The sequence below is a fragment of the Pantoea sp. B9002 genome (genome assembly GCF_013385945.1).
Lineage (GTDB): Bacteria > Pseudomonadota > Gammaproteobacteria > Enterobacterales > Enterobacteriaceae > Pantoea.
Genome location: NZ_JACAPA010000017.1, coordinates 25962 through 43126, shown reverse-complemented (window position 1 = coordinate 43126; position 17165 = coordinate 25962). Strand labels below are relative to the sequence as shown.

13 protein-coding genes and 1 other RNA gene are annotated in these 17165 nt (G+C 53.6%); 9 read left to right on the top strand and 5 right to left on the bottom strand.

Features of this window, described 5'->3' with window-relative positions:
* Positions 1 to 364 precede the first annotated feature (364 nt).
* Entirely contained in the window at positions 365 to 2752 is a 2388-nt protein-coding gene (gene ppsA, locus HX773_RS11205; RefSeq protein WP_176971554.1) for a phosphoenolpyruvate synthase, read from the top strand.
* 98 nt (positions 2753 to 2850) lie between these two features.
* Here ppsA and rprA read toward each other — a convergent pair.
* Both rprA and ydiK read right to left on the bottom strand, forming a co-directional pair.
* Positions 2851 to 2958: antisense sRNA RprA (gene rprA / locus HX773_RS11200), an RNA gene on the bottom strand.
* Between the two features lie 340 nt (positions 2959 to 3298).
* Positions 3299 to 4411 carry an AI-2E family transporter YdiK gene (gene ydiK, locus HX773_RS11195; RefSeq protein WP_176971553.1) on the bottom strand — a complete coding sequence of 371 codons (1113 nt, stop codon included), beginning with the start codon at positions 4409 to 4411 and terminating at the stop codon, positions 3299 to 3301.
* Between the two features lie 205 nt (positions 4412 to 4616).
* Here ydiK and HX773_RS11190 point away from each other — a divergent pair, with 205 nt between their 5' ends.
* Positions 4617 to 7670, top strand: coding sequence for an FAD-binding and (Fe-S)-binding domain-containing protein (locus tag HX773_RS11190; RefSeq protein ID WP_176971552.1), 3054 nt, complete (start codon positions 4617 to 4619; stop codon positions 7668 to 7670).
* Between the two features lie 30 nt (positions 7671 to 7700).
* Here the strand turns inward: HX773_RS11190 and HX773_RS11185 are convergent, their stop codons facing one another.
* Positions 7701 to 8105 carry a hypothetical protein gene (locus HX773_RS11185; protein WP_008102969.1) on the bottom strand — a complete coding sequence of 135 codons (405 nt, stop codon included), beginning with the start codon at positions 8103 to 8105 and terminating at the stop codon, positions 7701 to 7703.
* A gap of 389 nt (positions 8106 to 8494) precedes the next feature.
* Here HX773_RS11185 and sufA point away from each other — a divergent pair, with 389 nt between their 5' ends.
* From sufA to HX773_RS11150, 7 genes are all read left to right on the top strand, one after another.
* Entirely contained in the window at positions 8495 to 8869 is a 375-nt protein-coding gene (gene sufA / locus HX773_RS11180) for a Fe-S cluster assembly scaffold SufA (protein WP_007892717.1), read from the top strand.
* Between the two features lie 7 nt (positions 8870 to 8876).
* Positions 8877 to 10370: a Fe-S cluster assembly protein SufB gene (gene sufB, locus HX773_RS11175; RefSeq protein ID WP_101764559.1), complete on the top strand. Its 1494-nt coding sequence runs from the start codon at positions 8877 to 8879 to the stop codon at positions 10368 to 10370.
* Positions 10371 to 10404: 34 nt separating this feature from the next.
* Positions 10405 to 11151, top strand: a complete 747-nt coding sequence (sufC, locus tag HX773_RS11170; RefSeq protein ID WP_008102973.1) for a Fe-S cluster assembly ATPase SufC — start codon at positions 10405 to 10407, stop codon at positions 11149 to 11151.
* On the top strand, positions 11126 to 12403 hold the full coding sequence (sufD, locus tag HX773_RS11165) for a Fe-S cluster assembly protein SufD (protein ID WP_176971551.1): 1278 nt from the start codon (positions 11126 to 11128) through the stop codon (positions 12401 to 12403). Before sufC ends, sufD begins: the two co-directional genes overlap by 26 nt.
* Positions 12400 to 13623 (top strand): cysteine desulfurase SufS, encoded by a 1224-nt coding sequence (gene sufS, locus HX773_RS11160; protein ID WP_176971550.1) that lies wholly within the window; start codon positions 12400 to 12402, stop codon positions 13621 to 13623. Before sufD ends, sufS begins: the two co-directional genes overlap by 4 nt.
* Before the next feature lie 20 nt (positions 13624 to 13643).
* Complete coding sequence (gene sufE, locus HX773_RS11155; RefSeq protein ID WP_101764556.1) at positions 13644 to 14060, top strand: cysteine desulfuration protein SufE; 417 nt, start codon at positions 13644 to 13646, stop codon at positions 14058 to 14060.
* Between the two features lie 61 nt (positions 14061 to 14121).
* Entirely contained in the window at positions 14122 to 15108 is a 987-nt protein-coding gene (locus HX773_RS11150) for a L,D-transpeptidase family protein (RefSeq protein WP_176971549.1), read from the top strand.
* Positions 15109 to 15182: 74 nt separating this feature from the next.
* Here HX773_RS11150 and HX773_RS11145 read toward each other — a convergent pair whose 3' ends face one another.
* Positions 15183 to 15419: a major outer membrane lipoprotein gene (locus tag HX773_RS11145; protein ID WP_007892735.1), complete on the bottom strand. Its 237-nt coding sequence runs from the start codon at positions 15417 to 15419 to the stop codon at positions 15183 to 15185.
* Positions 15420 to 15723: 304 nt separating this feature from the next.
* Positions 15724 to 17136 carry a pyruvate kinase PykF gene (pykF, locus tag HX773_RS11140; protein ID WP_008102983.1) on the bottom strand — a complete coding sequence of 471 codons (1413 nt, stop codon included), beginning with the start codon at positions 17134 to 17136 and terminating at the stop codon, positions 15724 to 15726.
* Between the last annotated feature and the right edge of the window lie 29 nt (positions 17137 to 17165).

Here is a 17165-nt window from a genome sequence, read left to right as displayed (position 1 = left end):
TTGTCCGCTATTGCGCTCACAAAGATGAATCAGCGAATAATCAATATTAGATGAAATGCTGTTTTAAAAAGCGTTATTTTCGCGCATTTTCCTTTTCGCGCATGAAATAAAGTGTGAAGGCGTTGCGCAACAAAAATCAATCGCTAACCCTCTGAAAAGGGGAAAAATATCGCTACAGTAATCCATTAGCGTGAAATAGCCCATTTGCGCAACTCAATTAATTCTAAGTACTAATCCGATTTTGCCTTTCTTTTCCTGCTTTAACGATTCAACACTTAGTCTTTATTAATGGGTTGTGCCAGGCTGTTTTGGCGAATAGCAAAATGTTCCATGTGTATTCACATCATTTAAAAGGATAATCTCAATGTCCAATCAAGACCAACAGTCGCTAGTGCTCTGGTACAACCAGCTTGGCATGCATGATGTTGATCGGGTGGGAGGCAAGAATGCTTCTCTTGGAGAAATGATTACGAATTTGTCGTCGCTGGGTGTTTCCGTACCAAACGGTTATGCGACCACATCTTACGCGTTTAATCTGTTCCTCGATCAAAGCGGACTGAACCAGCGTATCTATGATTTGCTGGATAAAACGGATGTTGATGATGTTGCTGAGCTCGCGCAAGCGGGTAAACAGATTCGTCAATGGGTGGTCGATACGCCATTCCAGCCTGAGCTGGAAGCGGCGATTCGTAGCGCCTACGAACAACTCTCTGCTGATGATGCCGACGCCTCCTTCGCGGTGCGCTCGTCAGCCACCGCCGAGGATATGCCCGATGCCTCGTTTGCCGGTCAGCAGGAGACTTTCCTCAACGTGCAGGGCTATGACGCGGTCATCATCGCGGTGAAGCACGTTTATGCCTCCTTATTTAACGATCGTGCCATCTCATACCGTGTGCATCAGGGCTACGACCATCGCGGCGTTGCGCTCTCGGCCGGTATTCAGCGCATGGTGCGATCGGACCTCGCTTCGTCGGGCGTGATGTTTACCATTGATACCGAATCGGGCTTTGATCAGGTGGTGTTTATCACCTCCGCCTTTGGTTTGGGCGAAATGGTGGTGCAGGGCGCGGTCAATCCCGACGAGTTCTACGTGCACAAACCGACGCTGGCCGCCAACCGTCCGGCGATTGTGCGCCGTACTATGGGTTCGAAAAAGCTGCGCATGGTGTATGCCGATTCGCAGGAGCATGGCGAGCAGGTGCGCATTGAGGATGTCGAGCAGGAACAGCGCGATCGCTTCAGCTTAACCGATGAAGAAGTGCAGGCGCTGGCGCGTCAGGCGGTGCTGATTGAGCAGCACTACAAACGCCCGATGGACATTGAGTGGGCGAAAGATGGCCACACCGGCAAACTGTTCATCGTGCAGGCGCGTCCGGAAACGGTGCGCTCCAACGGTCAGGTGATGGAACGCTATACGCTGCAGGGCAAAGGCAAAGTGGTGGTCGAAGGTCGCGCCATTGGTCATCGCATCGGTGCCGGTGAAGTCAAAGTCATCCACGACATCAGCGAGATGCACCGCATTGAAAAAGGCGATGTGCTGGTAACTGACATGACCGATCCCGATTGGGAACCGATCATGAAGAAAGCCTCAGCCATCGTCACCAATCGCGGCGGTCGTACCTGCCACGCAGCGATCATCGCGCGTGAGCTGGGGATTCCGGCGGTGGTGGGCTGTGGCGATGCCACCGATCACCTGAAAGATGGCCACAAAGTCACGGTTTCCTGCGCTGAAGGCGATACCGGTTATGTCTATGACGAACTGCTGGACTTCGAAGTCACCAGCTCGCAGGTCGATACCATGCCGGAACTGCCGCTGAAGATCATGATGAACATCGGTAACCCGGATCGTGCCTTCGATTTCGCCTGCTTACCGAATGAAGGTGTGGGTCTGGCGCGTCTGGAGTTCATCATCAACCGCATGATTGGCGTGCATCCCAAAGCGCTGCTGGAGTTTGATCAGCAAACGCCGGAACTGCAGCAGCAGATTCGTCAGATGATGAAAGGTTTTGATGACCCGATTGAGTTCTACATCGGTCGTCTGACCGAAGGAATTGCCACGCTGGGCGCAGCGTTTGCACCGAAGCGCGTGATTGTTCGTCTGTCAGATTTCAAAACCAACGAATACGCCAACCTGGTTGGCGGCGAGCGTTATGAGCCGGAAGAAGAGAACCCGATGCTTGGTTTCCGTGGCGCCGGTCGCTACGTTGCTGACAACTTCCGCGACTGCTTCAAACTGGAGTGCGAAGCGGTGAAACGCGTGCGTAACGAAATGGGGCTGACCAACGTTGAGATCATGATTCCATTCGTGCGTACCGTCGATCAAGCCGAAGCGGTGGTCGCCGAGCTGGCGAAAAACGGTCTGAAGCGCGGCGAGAACGGCCTGAAAGTGATCATGATGTGTGAGATCCCGTCCAACGCCTTGCTGGCGGAGCAGTTCCTCGAGCACTTCGATGGCTTCTCCATCGGTTCTAACGACATGACGCAGCTGGCGCTGGGCCTCGATCGTGACTCTGGCGTGGTGTCCGCGCTATTTGATGAGCGTAATGATGCGGTGAAAGCGCTGTTGTCGATGTCGATCAAAGCGGCGAAAAAACAGGGCAAATACGTCGGTATTTGTGGTCAGGGTCCGTCGGATCATCAGGACTTTGCGGCATGGTTAATGGAGCAGGGCATTGATAGCCTGTCGCTTAATCCGGATACCGTGGTTGAAACCTGGTTGGGTTTGGCAGAGTTGAACGCTTCGAAACATTAACCAAGCGGTAATTTGATGCATCAGATGAGAATTTGACGTGTCATTAATGTAACTATCAAGGTCAGCGCTGCTGGCCTTGTTTTTTTGTCTGAAAAAAGCCAAAAAAAAGCCCATCACAGGGGATGGGCAAAGACTACACACAGCAATTCTTCACTTTACTCAGGGGAATAAGGTTGTTTAAAAATCAGTAGCTTGATTCCAAACATAGGAAACATGTTATTGAACGGGCCCGCTGGCGTCTTTAAGAATCCTCTTATTAGTTTAAAGCTGATAACCTTTCGTGGTGATTTTCTTAGCGATTCACCGCTGTTTCAGCTGCAAAAATAATCATTCCGTAAGCGAATCCCGCCTAAAGCGCCTAAAACTGCGTTTTTTCTTAAAAATCGCTTATGGAAAAAAATTATTATCAGTACGGAATGCGCGGTGACGATGATGTGGCATTAGGCGGGTTAAAGTAAGGCCAGTGTAAAACGGAGAGATCGTGGATCTTCGCTGGATGGGCTTTCATGTGAATGAGGTCGCCATGAATGGCGACCCTACTATTGCTTAATGTTGTTCTTCTTCGTGATCGGCGAGCGCTTCAATGGCGGTTTGCATATCGTCATCCGGTTCGGGCGCTTCATGCATCCATACCGAAACCAGGCGATAAGAGACCGCCAATACCACCGGACCGATAAACAGCCCGATCATACCGAAGGCAATCAATCCGCCAATAACGCCGGAGAGAATCAGGATCATCGGTAAATCGGCGCCCATGCGAATCAACACCGGACGCAACACGCTGTCCAGCGTACCGACCACGCAACTCCACACCAGCAGCACCGTGCCCCATGTGGTATCGCCGCTCCAGTACAGCCAGATAATCGCTGGTACTAACACCACCAGCGGCCCGAGCTGCACCAGACAGGTCAGAATCATCAGCACGGTTAACAGCGTGGCGTAAGGAATGCCGGAAATAGCTAAACCGATGCCGCCGAGCACGCCCTGAACCAACGCGGTGACCACCACGCCCAGCGCCACAGCTCGAATCGCCTGACCGGCCAGCAGCACGGCTGCATCGCCACGGCGTCCACTCATGCGATAGGCAAAATGACGAATCCCGTGACCCACCTGCTCGCCGCGCCAGTAGAGCAGCACGCTGAACAGCAGCATCACGATGAGATGCATCATAAAGCGGCCAAAGTGTCCTGCCTGCGCCACGAAGAAGCCCGTGGTGCGACCAATATAAGGCTGCACCTGATTCAGCATCGCCGCGCCGCCGCCATCCACTAATTTGTGGTAGCTCGAGTAGAGTTTCCTGCCGACATAGGGAATTTGTCGCAACCAATCGAAGTCAGGCATCACCAGATGGCGCTGCGTTGCCCAGGCGATCACCGGCGCGCTGTTATCAATCAGGCTGCTGACCAGCAGGGCGATAGGAATAATAAACAGCAGTAAAAGCAAAATGGTCATGGCGATCACCGCCAGCGAGCGGCGTCCCCACAACATGTGCTGCAGACGAATCATCAACGGCCAGGTGGCGATCACCACCATGCTGGCCCAGGCGAAGCCGAGAATAAAGGGCTGCACCACCCACAGACTGGCGATGATCATGATCAGAATGAACATCAGCGAAAACAGCATTTGCGGTAAATCCATACCGCGTTGCAGGTCTTTCATCACAAAGGTTAACCTCGATTGAATCCTTCAGAGTGGGGCTGAACAGCCCTGATTAATGATGATCTATTTCCTGAAAATTAAACAGGAAAAGCAGCGACGGCGGTGCGCTTTCCTGAAAAAACAGCAGCCAGCAGAAAAGTATGATAAAACCAAGGGCTGAAAAAAATCACGACGCAAACGTTTACAACATCTCGGTCACTCAATAATGATCCCACAGATTTCTCAGGCACCGGGCCTCGTTCAACTGGTGCTGACATTCCTGCAGTCCTTAAAAGAGCAAGGCTTTACCGGCGATACCGCCACCAGCTATGCCGATCGCCTCTCGCTTGCCACCGACAACAGTATTTATCAGCAGCTGCCTGATGCGGCGCTGTTTCCGCGCTCGACGGCGGATGTGGCGTTGATTGCGCGCCTTGCCGGTGAAACCCGCTTTACCAGCCTGGTGTTTACGCCACGCGGTGGCGGCACCGGCACCAACGGGCAGTCGCTGAATCAGGGCATCGTGGTGGATATGTCGCGCTACATGAACCGCATCCTGGAAATCAACACCGAGCAAGGTTGGGTGCGTGTTGAAGCGGGCGTAGTGAAAGATCAGCTCAATGCGTGGCTCAAGCCATATGGCTTCTTCTTCTCGCCGGAGCTCTCCACCAGCAACCGCGCCACGCTCGGCGGCATGATCAACACCGATGCTTCGGGCCAGGGTTCGCTGGTGTATGGCAAAACCTCCGATCATGTTGAAGGCCTGCGCGCGGTGCTGCTGGGCGGCGACATCCTTGATACGCGCGCCATGCCGACCGAACTGGCGGAACAGCTGGCGAGCACGCCGACGGCGGAAGGGCGCATTTATCAGCAGGTGTTAAGCCGCTGCCGCGAACAGCGCGATCTGATTCTGGAGAAATTCCCCAAGCTCAATCGCTTCCTGACCGGCTACGATCTGCGTCATGTGTTCAGCGACGATTTGCAGACGTTTGATTTGACGCGTCTGCTGTGCGGCGCGGAAGGCACGCTGGCCTTCATTACCGAAGCGCGCCTCGACATCACGCCGATCCCTAAAGTGCGCCGTCTGGTAAACATCAAATACGATTCGTTCGACTCGGCCCTGCGTAATGCCCCTTTTATGGTGGAAGCCAAAGCGCTGTCGGTGGAAACCGTTGACTCGAAAGTATTGAACCTGGCGCGCGAAGATATTGTTTGGCATTCGGTTAATGAATTGATCACCGATGTGCCAGATAAAGAGATGCTGGGCCTCAACATCGTGGAGTTTGCCGGTGATGATGGCGAACTGATTGAGCAGCAGATCAGCACGCTGTGCCAGCGCTTAGATGAGCTGATGACCCAGCAGATGGGCGGCGTGATCGGCTATCAATTGTGTGACGATTTAAGTGGCATTGAGCGCATCTATAATATGCGCAAAAAAGCGGTTGGCCTGCTGGGGAACGCCAAAGGGCGCGCTAAGCCGATTCCGTTTGTGGAAGATACCGCGGTGCCGCCAGAACAGCTGGCGGATTACATCGTCGACTTTCGCGCGCTGCTCGACAGCCACGGCCTGAGCTACGGCATGTTTGGTCACGTGGATGCTGGCGTGCTGCATGTGCGTCCGGCGCTGGATATGTGCGATCCGCAGCAGGAGCTGCTGATGAAGCAGATCTCCGATGAAGTGGTGGCGCTGACCGCGCGCTACGGCGGTTTATTGTGGGGCGAGCACGGTAAAGGTTTCCGCGCACAGTACAGCCCTGAATTCTTTGGCGAGACGCTGTTTAATGAGCTGCGCCGCATCAAAGCCGCCTTCGATCCTGACAACCGCATGAATCCCGGCAAGATCTGTACGCCGCTCGGCAGTGATGAACCGATGATGCAGGTTGATGCGGTGAAACGCGGCACCTACGATCGGCAGATTCCGGTTACGGTGCGCAACGAGTGGCGCGGTGCGATGGAGTGTAATGGCAACGGTTTGTGCTTCAACTTTGATGCACGTAGCCCGATGTGCCCGTCGATGAAAATCACCCGCAATCGCATTCACTCGCCGAAAGGGCGCGCCACACTCACGCGCGAATGGCTGCGTTTGCTCTCAGAGCAGGGCGTTGATCCAACCCAGCTTGAGCAGGCGCTGCCGAAACAGGGCGCCAGCTTACGTACGCTGATTCAGCGCACGCGTAATACCTGGCACGCGAATCAGGGCGAATATGACTTCTCACACGAAGTGAAAGAGGCGATGTCGGGCTGCCTGGCGTGTAAAGCCTGCTCGACGCAGTGCCCAATTAAGATTGATGTGCCGAACTTCCGTTCACGCTTCCTGCAACTGTATCACACCCGCTATCTGCGCCCGATGAGCGATCATCTGGTAGCCACCGTGGAGAGTTACGCGCCGTTGATGGCCAAAGCGCCCAAGGTGTTCAACTTCTTCCTTAAGCAGCCGTGGATGCGCGAGCTGAGCAAAACGCATATCGGCATGGTGGATTTACCGCTGCTGTCGTCGCCAAGCCTCAAGCAGCAGCTGAGCGGCCATAAGGCGATGAACCTGACGCTGGAGCAGTTAGAAGCGCTGGATGCAACGCAACGCGAAAATTGCGTGCTGGTGGTACAGGATCCCTTTACCAGCTACTACGAAGCGCAGCTGGTCACCGATTTCGTCAAGCTGATTGAGAAACTCGGTTATCGTCCGGTGTTGTTGCCGTTCTCACCGAATGGCAAGGCGCAGCATGTGAAAGGCTTCCTGCAGCGCTTTGCGCGCACCGCCAGCAAAACCGCTGATTTCCTCAATCGCGTGGCGAAACTGGGCATGCCGATGGTTGGTGTTGATCCAGCGACCGTGCTCTGTTATCGCGATGAGTACCATCAGGTGCTGGGCGAGCAGCGCGGCGAGTTTAACGTGCAGTTGGTGCATGAGTGGCTGCACACCGCCTTGTCGACTCGCGCGGAGCAAACCGCCAGCGGCGAAGCCTGGTATCTGTTTGCGCACTGCACCGAAGTGACCGCGCTGCCGTCCACGCCGAATCAGTGGCAGAGCATTTTTGCGCGCTTTGGCGCGAAGCTGGAAAACGTCAATGTGGGCTGCTGCGGAATGGCGGGAACCTATGGTCACGAAAGCGTAAACCTGGAGAATTCGCTGGGGATTTATGAGCTGTCCTGGCATCCGCAACTGCAAAAGCTGCCGCGTCAGCGCTGCCTGGCAACCGGCTTTTCCTGTCGTAGCCAGGTAAAACGCGCAGAAGGCAATGGCATGCGTCATCCACTGCAAGCATTACTGGAAATGATGTAAACAAATTGTAGGAGACGTCACAAAGCTGGATTAGAATATCCAGCCTGCGTGGCGAACAAAATCACTCTGCAGGCGGGTGGCTTGATCCCACTCGCCGCTGAGCGCCAGTTGATGACACAAGCGTGTTAACGACAGGCGCGCCAGTTGATAGGCCTGAATCCGAAACAAACGGTCGCGATCGGCATTGCCCATCTCCTGCACCAAGCGGTGATGGAGCTTGCCCATGGCATGCAGAAAGCTGTGATCGTCGCCATTGAGTTCGCAGATTTCTGCCATATCGAGACAGGTGTCGTTAAAGCGACGCAGTTGGTCGAGGGTGCAATCGGTGCGGTTGAGCTTTGCCTGAGCCATGTAGAAGTCAACGGTGATATCGCGCACCGAAAACTTATATTCGTCGATTTTATGTTGTAACCAGGCTGAGACGGTAAGCGTCATATCGCCACCTTTTTAGGTTAATGATAATCATTATCATATTCAACCGCGTCAGGAATGCAATTCCCGCTGTGAAATTTTATTGATTTCCTCTGCCTGTTACTAAAATCGGCAATAACAATTTCTTTACATAGTAGAAAGGCGTAACCTATCAATCAGGATGGAAACGTAAAATTGATTTTGGAAATTTTACGGCAATTTAACGGGTTACGTTGGTCAGGCGCGCACGGGAATGCTGCCGTCAATCTGCTTTGAAGCGACTATGCTTAATAAAGCAGCAGTAAAAAATAGCACGAGATGATTATCCCTGCAAAACAAGAGGTTGAAGTGATATCTGATATCACTACCATAGGGGGATAGCCTGAAAAGGCCCAGACATACGAGGTAGCACAATGTCATCAGTAAATGCCGACTCTTTTTCACCCGAAGATTTCGTCTGGAAAGGGCTCACGCTGACCGAATCGGCAGCGAAACAGATTCTTAACCTGGTAGAACAAGACCCTGAAGTCAAGGGCTTGAAACTGGGTGTGAAAACGTCCGGCTGTGCCGGTTTTGGGTACGTTATGGATCTGGTGAAAGATCCTGCCGATGACGACCTGCAGTTTGAGCAATTCGGCGCAAAACTGTTTGTGCCACTTCAGGCGATGCCGTTTGTTGACGGTACCGAGCTGGATTATGTCCGCGAAGGTCTTAACCAGATTTTTAAATTCAACAACCCTAAAGCTCAACACGCCTGCGGGTGCGGTGAAAGCTTTGGCGTCGAGTAAGTGAAATATGTCACGACACAGCGAAGCATCTGACGATGTACAAATGTGGGAAGGTAAGCTCAATTATAAAGAGGGCTTCTTTACCCAGTTACAAACCGAAGAATTTGCCCACGGCATCAATGAAGATGTGGTGCGCGCCATTTCGGCTAAACGTAACGAACCTGAATGGATGCTTGAATTCCGTCTCAAGGCGTTCCGCGCCTGGGAGCAAATGGAAGAGCCGCACTGGCTGAAAGCGCACTACGAAAAACTGGATTATCAGGATTACAGCTACTATTCCGCGCCGTCCTGCGGCAACTGCGATGACAGCTGTGCTTCTGAACCCGGTGCCACGCAAACCTCCGGCAGCGTCGCGTCCAGCGACTACCTGACGAAGGAAGTGGAAGACGCGTTCAACCAGTTAGGCGTTCCGGTGCGTGAAGGTCGTGAAGTGGCGGTGGATGCGATTTTCGACTCCGTCTCCGTTTCAACCACCTATCGCGGCAAGCTGGCGGAGCAGGGCATTATCTTCTGCTCGTTCGGCGAAGCGATTCACGATCACCCAGAGCTGGTGCAGAAGTATCTCGGCACCGTCGTGCCGCCAAACGATAACTTCTTTGCCGCGCTGAACTCCGCTGTGGCCTCTGACGGTACCTTCGTTTACATCCCGAAAGGCGTACGTTGCCCGATGGAGCTGTCGACCTATTTCCGCATCAACGCGGCAAAAACCGGTCAGTTCGAGCGCACCATTTTGATCGCCGATGAAGACAGCTACGTAAGCTATATCGAAGGTTGCTCTGCGCCTGTGCGTGACACCTATCAGCTGCACGCCGCAGTGGTCGAAGTGATCATCCACAAAAACGCTGAAGTGAAATATTCCACCGTACAGAACTGGTTCCCAGGCGGCGAAGGCGAGGGCGGTATCCTCAACTTCGTGACCAAACGTGCCCTGTGCGAAGGCGATCACAGCAAGATGTCCTGGACACAGTCTGAGACCGGTTCGGCGATCACCTGGAAATATCCAAGCTGCATTCTGCGCGGTGACTACTCGATCGGTGAGTTCTACTCGGTCGCACTGACCGCAGGCCGCCAGCAGGCGGATACCGGCACCAAGATGATTCACATTGGTAAAAACACCAAGTCGACCATCATCTCCAAAGGTATCTCTGCCGGTAAGAGCCAGAACACCTATCGCGGCCTGGTGAAAATCATGCCAACCGCGACCAACGCGCGTAACTTCACCCAGTGTGATTCGATGCTGATTGGTGCCGAGTGCGGTGCGCACACCTTCCCGTATGTGGAAACGCGCAACAACACCGCCCATCTGGAGCACGAAGCCACCACCTCGCGCATCGGTGAAGATCAGATGTTCTACTGCCTGCAGCGTGGCATCAGCGAAGAAGATGCGATCTCAATGATCGTCAACGGCTTCTGCAAAGACGTTTTCTCCGAGCTGCCACTGGAATTCGCCGTGGAAGCGCAAAAATTGTTAGCTATCAGCCTTGAGCACAGTGTGGGCTGATGCCCGTTGCCGGAAGCAATGTGAAGGAAAGAGTATGTTAAGCATTAAAGATTTGCAGGTTAGCGTTGAAGACAAAGAGATTTTGCGCGGTCTGAACCTTGAAGTGAAACCGGGCGAAGTCCACGCCATCATGGGACCGAACGGTTCAGGTAAAAGTACCCTGTCTGCAACGCTGGCTGGTCGTGAAGATTACGAAGTCACCGGCGGTTCTGTCACCTTTAAAGGCAAAGATCTGCTGGAGCTTGAGCCAGAAGAGCGTGCCGGTGAAGGCATCTTCATGGCGTTCCAGTATCCGGTAGAAATTCCGGGCGTCAGCAACCAGTTCTTCCTGCAGACCTCAGTTAACGCGGTACGTAAATACCGCGAGCAGGAGCCGCTGGACCGTTTCGACTTCCAGGACTTTATCGAAGATAAAATCCAGCTGCTGAAGATGCCAGAAGATTTGCTGACCCGTTCAGTGAACGTGGGCTTCTCCGGCGGTGAGAAGAAGCGTAACGACATCCTGCAGATGGCGGCACTGGAACCTGAGCTGTGCATCCTTGATGAAACCGACTCCGGTCTGGATATCGATGCGTTGAAAATCGTTGCAGAAGGCGTTAACAGCCTGCGCGACGGTAAGCGTTCATTCATCATCGTTACGCACTACCAGCGCATCCTGGATTACATCAAGCCGGATCACGTTCACGTGCTGTATCAGGGCAAGATCGTTAAATCTGGCGACTTCTCGCTGGTGAAACAGTTGGAGGAGCAAGGCTATGGCTGGCTTACCGACCAAGAGTGATAACGCCCTGCAGCAGTGGCATCACCTGTTTGAATCGCGCGGTGACGTACGTTCTTTACAGGCGCAGCAGCACTGGCAGCAACTGATGCGTGTCGGCTTGCCGACGCGTAAGCACGAAAACTGGAAATACACGCCGCTTGATGGCCTGCTGGCGCAGCAGTTTGTGCTGCCGCAGCCGCAGGAAGTGAGCGCGGAGCAAGTTGAAGCGCTGGCGTTGCCAGTTGATGCAGTGCGTCTGGTGTTTGTTGACGGCCGTTTCCAGGCTGAATTGAGCAGCCGTGATACCGGCCTGTTTGAAATTCAGCATGCGCAGGCTTCTGAGCGTCGTCCACTGCCGGCACCGATTCAGCCGGAAGTGTTCCTGCATCTGACCGAAAGTCTGGCAGAAGAAGCCACGACTATTCGTCTGGCGCGTGGCAAATCAGCGGCCAAACCGCTCTATCTGCTGCACATCACCAGCGGTCAGGACGCGGGCACTAACACCGTGCACCATCGCCACCATCTGCAGCTGGAAGCCAGCGCAGAAGCGGAAGTGATTGAGCACTATGTCACGCTGAATGACGTGGCGCACTTTACCGGCGCGCGTGTCACCTTCGACGTGGCCGACAATGCCAAACTGCAGCACATCAAACTGTCATTTGAAAGCGAGAAGGCTTACCACTTCGCGCACAATGATGTGGTGATGGGCCGTGATGCGAATGTGGCTACCACCAGCTTCCTGCTGGGTGCGGGCTTATCGCGTCACAACACCAGCGCGCAGCTGAATGGCGAAAATACCAATCTGGCGATCAACAGCTTGTCGTTGCCGGTGAATCAGGAAGTGTGCGATACCCGCAGCTATCTGGAGCACAACAAAGGCTACTGCAACAGCCGTCAGATGCACAAAGTCATCGCGCGCGATAAAGGTCGTGCGGTGTTCAACGGCATGATCAAAGTGGCGCAGCACGCGCTGAAAACCGATGGACAGATGACCAACAACAACTTGTTGCTGGGCCGTCTGGCTGAAGTGGACACCAAGCCGCAGCTGGAAATCTATGCTGATGACGTGAAGTGCAGCCACGGTGCGACCATTGGTCGTATTGATGAAGAGCAGATGTTCTACCTGCGCTCGCGCGGCATCGATGAGACCGCCGCACAGCGTATGATCATCCATGCTTTTGCCGCTGAACTCACCGAAACGCTGGAGAATCCGGTACTGCGTCAGGTGGTGCTGCAGCGCATTGCCGCGCGTATCCCGGGAGTTGAGTCATGAGTTTCGATCTCGAACGCATCAGAGCGGAATTTCCGATTCTGAAACGTGAGGTCAACGGACATCCGCTGGCCTATCTTGATAGCGCGGCCAGCGCACAGCGCCCGCTCGCGGTCATCAATGCGGAAAGTTATTTCTACCAGCACGGCTATGCGGCCGTGCACCGCGGTATCCATTCTTTGAGCGCGCAGGCGACCACCGACATGGAGAACGTGCGTCATCAGGCCGCGCGTTTTCTTAACGCCGCGTCGCCGGAAGAGATCATCTTTGTCAAAGGCACCACGGAAGCCATCAATCTGGTGGCTAACAGTTGGGGCGGCAGTCAGCTGCAGCCGGGCGACAACATCATCGTCACCGAGATGGAGCATCACGCTAATATCGTGCCGTGGCAGATGGTGGCGCAGCGTACCGGCGCAGAAATTCGCGTTCTGCCGCTGAATGCGCAGGGCGAGCTGGCGCTGGAACAGCTGAGCAGTTTGATGGATAGCCGCACCCGTTTGCTGGCGGTCACCCACGTTTCTAACGTGCTCGGTACCGTCAATCCCGTGAAAGCTATCGTGGCGCAAGCAAAAGCCGCTGGCGTGATTACGCTGGTGGATGGCGCGCAGGCGGTGATGCATCACGCGGTGGATGTGCAGGATATCGACTGCGACTTCTACGCTTTCTCCGGCCATAAAATTTATGGTCCGACCGGCATTGGTGTGCTGTATGCGCGTAAAGCGTTGCAGGAGATCATGCCACCGTGGGAAGGCGGCGGTTCGATGATTTCGGAGGTTGTGCTGCCAACCGGCACCACCTTTAACACTACGCCATGGCGTTTCGAAGCGGGCACGCCGAATACCGGCGGCATCATTGGTTTGGGTGCGGCGTTAACGTGGATCAGCGAACTGGGCCTGGACGTGATTCATCAGCGCGAATCGATGCTGATGCGTTATGCGCTGGATAAACTGGCTTCGGTGCCGGATCTGGTGATTTACGGCCCGGAAAGTCGCAGCGGCGTGGTGGCCTTCAACCTCGGCAAACATCACGCGTTTGATGTCGGCAGTTTCCTTGATCAATACGGTATTGCCATCCGCACCGGCCATCACTGCGCGATGCCGCTGATGCGTCATTATGCGGTGCCGGCAATGTGTCGTGCCTCCTTCGCGCTGTATAACACCGAAGGAGAAGCCGATCGTCTGGCCGCAGGTTTGACCCGTATTCATCGTCTGCTGGGCGGTTGAGCAGATTTCAGGAGTGATTCATGGCGAATTTGCCAGATAAAGAGAGACTGGTTCGTAACTTCAATCGTTGCGCTAACTGGGAAGAGAAGTACCTCTACATCATTGAACTCGGTGGGAAATTACCAGAATCCTCCGAAAGCTTACAGCAACCGGAACACGTGATTTCAGGTTGTCAGAGCCAGGTGTGGATACGCATGACCCCGCAGGCCGATGGTACCATCGCCCTCGAAGGCGACAGCGATGCCGCCATCGTTAAAGGGTTGATTGCAGTGGTATTTAGCCTGTATCAAGGGCTTAAGGCGTCAGAGATTCTCGATCTCGATGTGCGTCACTGGTTCGGCGAATTGGCGCTGACCTCACATCTCACTCCCTCGCGTTCGCAGGGGCTGGAAGCCATGATCCGCGCGATCCGGCATAACGCTCAGACCCTCAGCTAAGTTACACTCTCCAGACCCCGGCTTGACCGGGGTCTGTTCTATCCGACAAAGAGAAAATTGCATGAAACCAGCCTTACGTTTAGCCGGTGCATTGCTGTTGTCCTGTTGCGGACTCTCTGCACCTGCATTTGCTACGGAATATCCCCTACCAGCCGATAACAGCCGTTTGATTGGCGAAAACACCCTGACCACCGTGCCGGATGACAAGCGGCCGCTGGAGAGCATTGCAGCACGTTATAAGATAGGCATGCTTGGCATGCTGGAAGCGAATCCAGGCGTTGATCCCTGGCTGCCTAAGGCCGGCACACAATTAACCGTGCCACTGCAGATGCTGCTACCCGATGCGCCGCGTGAAGGTATCGTGATTAACCTCGCGGAGCTGCGACTCTACTACTATCCGAAAGATGAAGATCGTGTGGTCGTCTATCCGATCGGGATTGGTCAGCTAGGCGCCATGACGCCAACCATGGTCACCAGCATCAGCCAGAAAATCCCGAATCCTACCTGGACGCCAACCACCAATATCCGCAAGCGCTATGCCAAAGAGGGCATCACCTTGCCGGGCGTGGTGCCTGCCGGGCCAGACAACCCGATGGGGCTGTTTGCGATGCGTCTGGCGCGCGGAACCGGTCAATATCTGATTCACGGTACCAATGCCGACTTTGGTATTGGCATGCGCGTAAGTTCTGGCTGCATTCGTCTGCGACCGGATGATATTGAAGCGCTGTTCAACAGCGTGCCGAAAGGGACGCGCGTGCAGGTGATCAATCAGCCCATCAAGTATGCGATTGAGCCCGATGGTAAGCGCTACGTCGAGGTGCATCAGCCGTTATCGCGTAACGATAAGGACGATCCGCAAACCATGCCGATTGCGCAGTCAGCGCAGCTGAAAGCCTTCTCGAAGAGTGAGAAGAGTGATACGGCGTTGATTAAGGAAGCGATAGCCCGACGTTCCGGGATGCCGGTATTGGTGAGCAGCGGTGAGCCGGTGACGGATGAAAGCGCAGTAACAACGGAGCAGAGTGGTGAAGCCGTAGCGCAGCCCTGAATTCGGACCAGAGAATCACAGAATCAGGACAAAAAAAATGGTGCCACATGGGCACCATTTTTCAACCAGTACTCTTACTTACGGTAAGAGTGAGCCTGGTTGTCCAGACGCTGGTTAGCGCGAGCTGCGTCATCTTTAGCAGCCTGAACGTCAGAACGGATTGCGTTCACGTCGTTGCTCAGCTGATCAACTTTAGCGTTCAGAGTCTGAACGTCTGAAGACAGTTGGTCGATTTTAGCGTTGCTTGAGCAACCAGCCAGCATAGTTGAAGCCAGGATTACAGCGCCCAGTACCAGTTTAGTGCGATTCATTCTTTATACCCTCTAGATTGAGTTAATCTCCATGTAGCGTTACAAGTATTACACAAAGCTTTTTGAGTTGAGAATAAATTTTTGATGAGAACATGCTTAAATTTGATCGTTCGCTCAAAGAAACAGCATTTAACAGAAGATGATGAAAATAATTAGCTAAAACAGAGAGATTTAATCGGACTAACCTTAATCATACGAGATTTTGAATAGTTAATTTCGATTGGAAATTTCTGTCTTTTGTATTACCTCAGCAATAAAAAAAGCGCCTTTAAAAGGCGCTTTTTAATAAAAATTCAGTTGCTAATCAGATTACATGTACAGAAGCGGTGTTTGTCGTTCCGCTTGGTACTAATGCACCTGAAACCATGACCACAACATCGCCTTTCTGTGCATATCCGCTTTCGAGCGCCATTTCTTTACCAATGCGGTAGAAATCATCAGTTGAGGCAATTTCTGTCACCAGATGAGTTTCGATACCTTTGCTCAGAATCAGCTGACGCGCGGTGGTTTCGTTGGTGGTGAGCGCCAAAATGGTGGCATCCGGGAAATACTTACGGATCGCTTTGGCAGATTTACCGCCTTCGGTGGCTACAACAATCAGTGGTGCTTCCAGCTTCTCTGCAGTCTCAACGGCACCGCGGCATACCGCTTCGGTGATGCGCAGCTTGCGTGAGTCCTGCAGTGAGTCGATGCGGGATTTCATCACGCGATCGGTACGCTCACAGATGGTCGCCATTATGGTGACCGACTCCAGCGGATAACGACCTTTAGCACTCTCACCAGACAGCATGACCGCATCGGTACCATCGAGGATGGCGTTCGCCACGTCGCCAGCTTCAGCGCGGGTAGGGCGCGGGTTTTTGATCATGGAATCCAGCATCTGCGTCGCGGTGATGACCACTTTGCGTGCTTTATTACACTTCTTGATCATCATCTTCTGCGCGAAGATCACTTCTTCAACCGGGATCTCAACGCCGAGGTCGCCACGAGCAACCATGATGCCGTCTGACGCTTCGAGGATCTCGTCGAAGTTGTTCAGGCCTTCCTGGTTCTCGATTTTCGAGATGATCTGAATGTGCTCGCCGCCGTGCGCTTTCAGGTGCTCACGGATTTCCAGCACGTCTGAACGCTTACGGATAAACGAAGCGGCGACGAAATCAACGTTCTGCTCGCAACCAAAGATCAGGTCGCGCTTATCTTTTTCCGCCAGTGCAGGCAGCTGAATGGAGACACCTGGCAGGTTAACGCCTTTGTTCTCACCCAGATCGCCATTGTTCAGGACATTACAGATCACTGAATTCTCAGTCACTTCAGTGACCTGCATACCGATCAAACCATCGTCGACCAGTACGGTGTTACCAATTTTCAGGTCTTCAGTGAAACCGGCGTAGGTCACGGCAACACGTTCGCTGTTACCAATTACCGACTGATCGGTAGTGAAGGTGAAGGTCTGGCCGGCTTTCAACGACACATCGTTGCCGCCTTCCAGTTTCATGGTACGAATTTCCGGACCTTTGGTGTCCAGCAGAATAGCGGCCTGACGACCGGTTTTTTCCATAACGGCACGCATGTTGGTGATGCGTTGGCCATGTTCAGCGTAATCCCCGTGCGAGAAGTTCAGGCGCATCACGTTCATGCCCGCTTCCAGCAGTTGAGTCAGCATCTCTTCAGATTCGGTTTTTGGACCGATAGTACAAACGATTTTGGTCTTTTTCATGTCAGGTTTTCTATAAGTTGTGATGGATG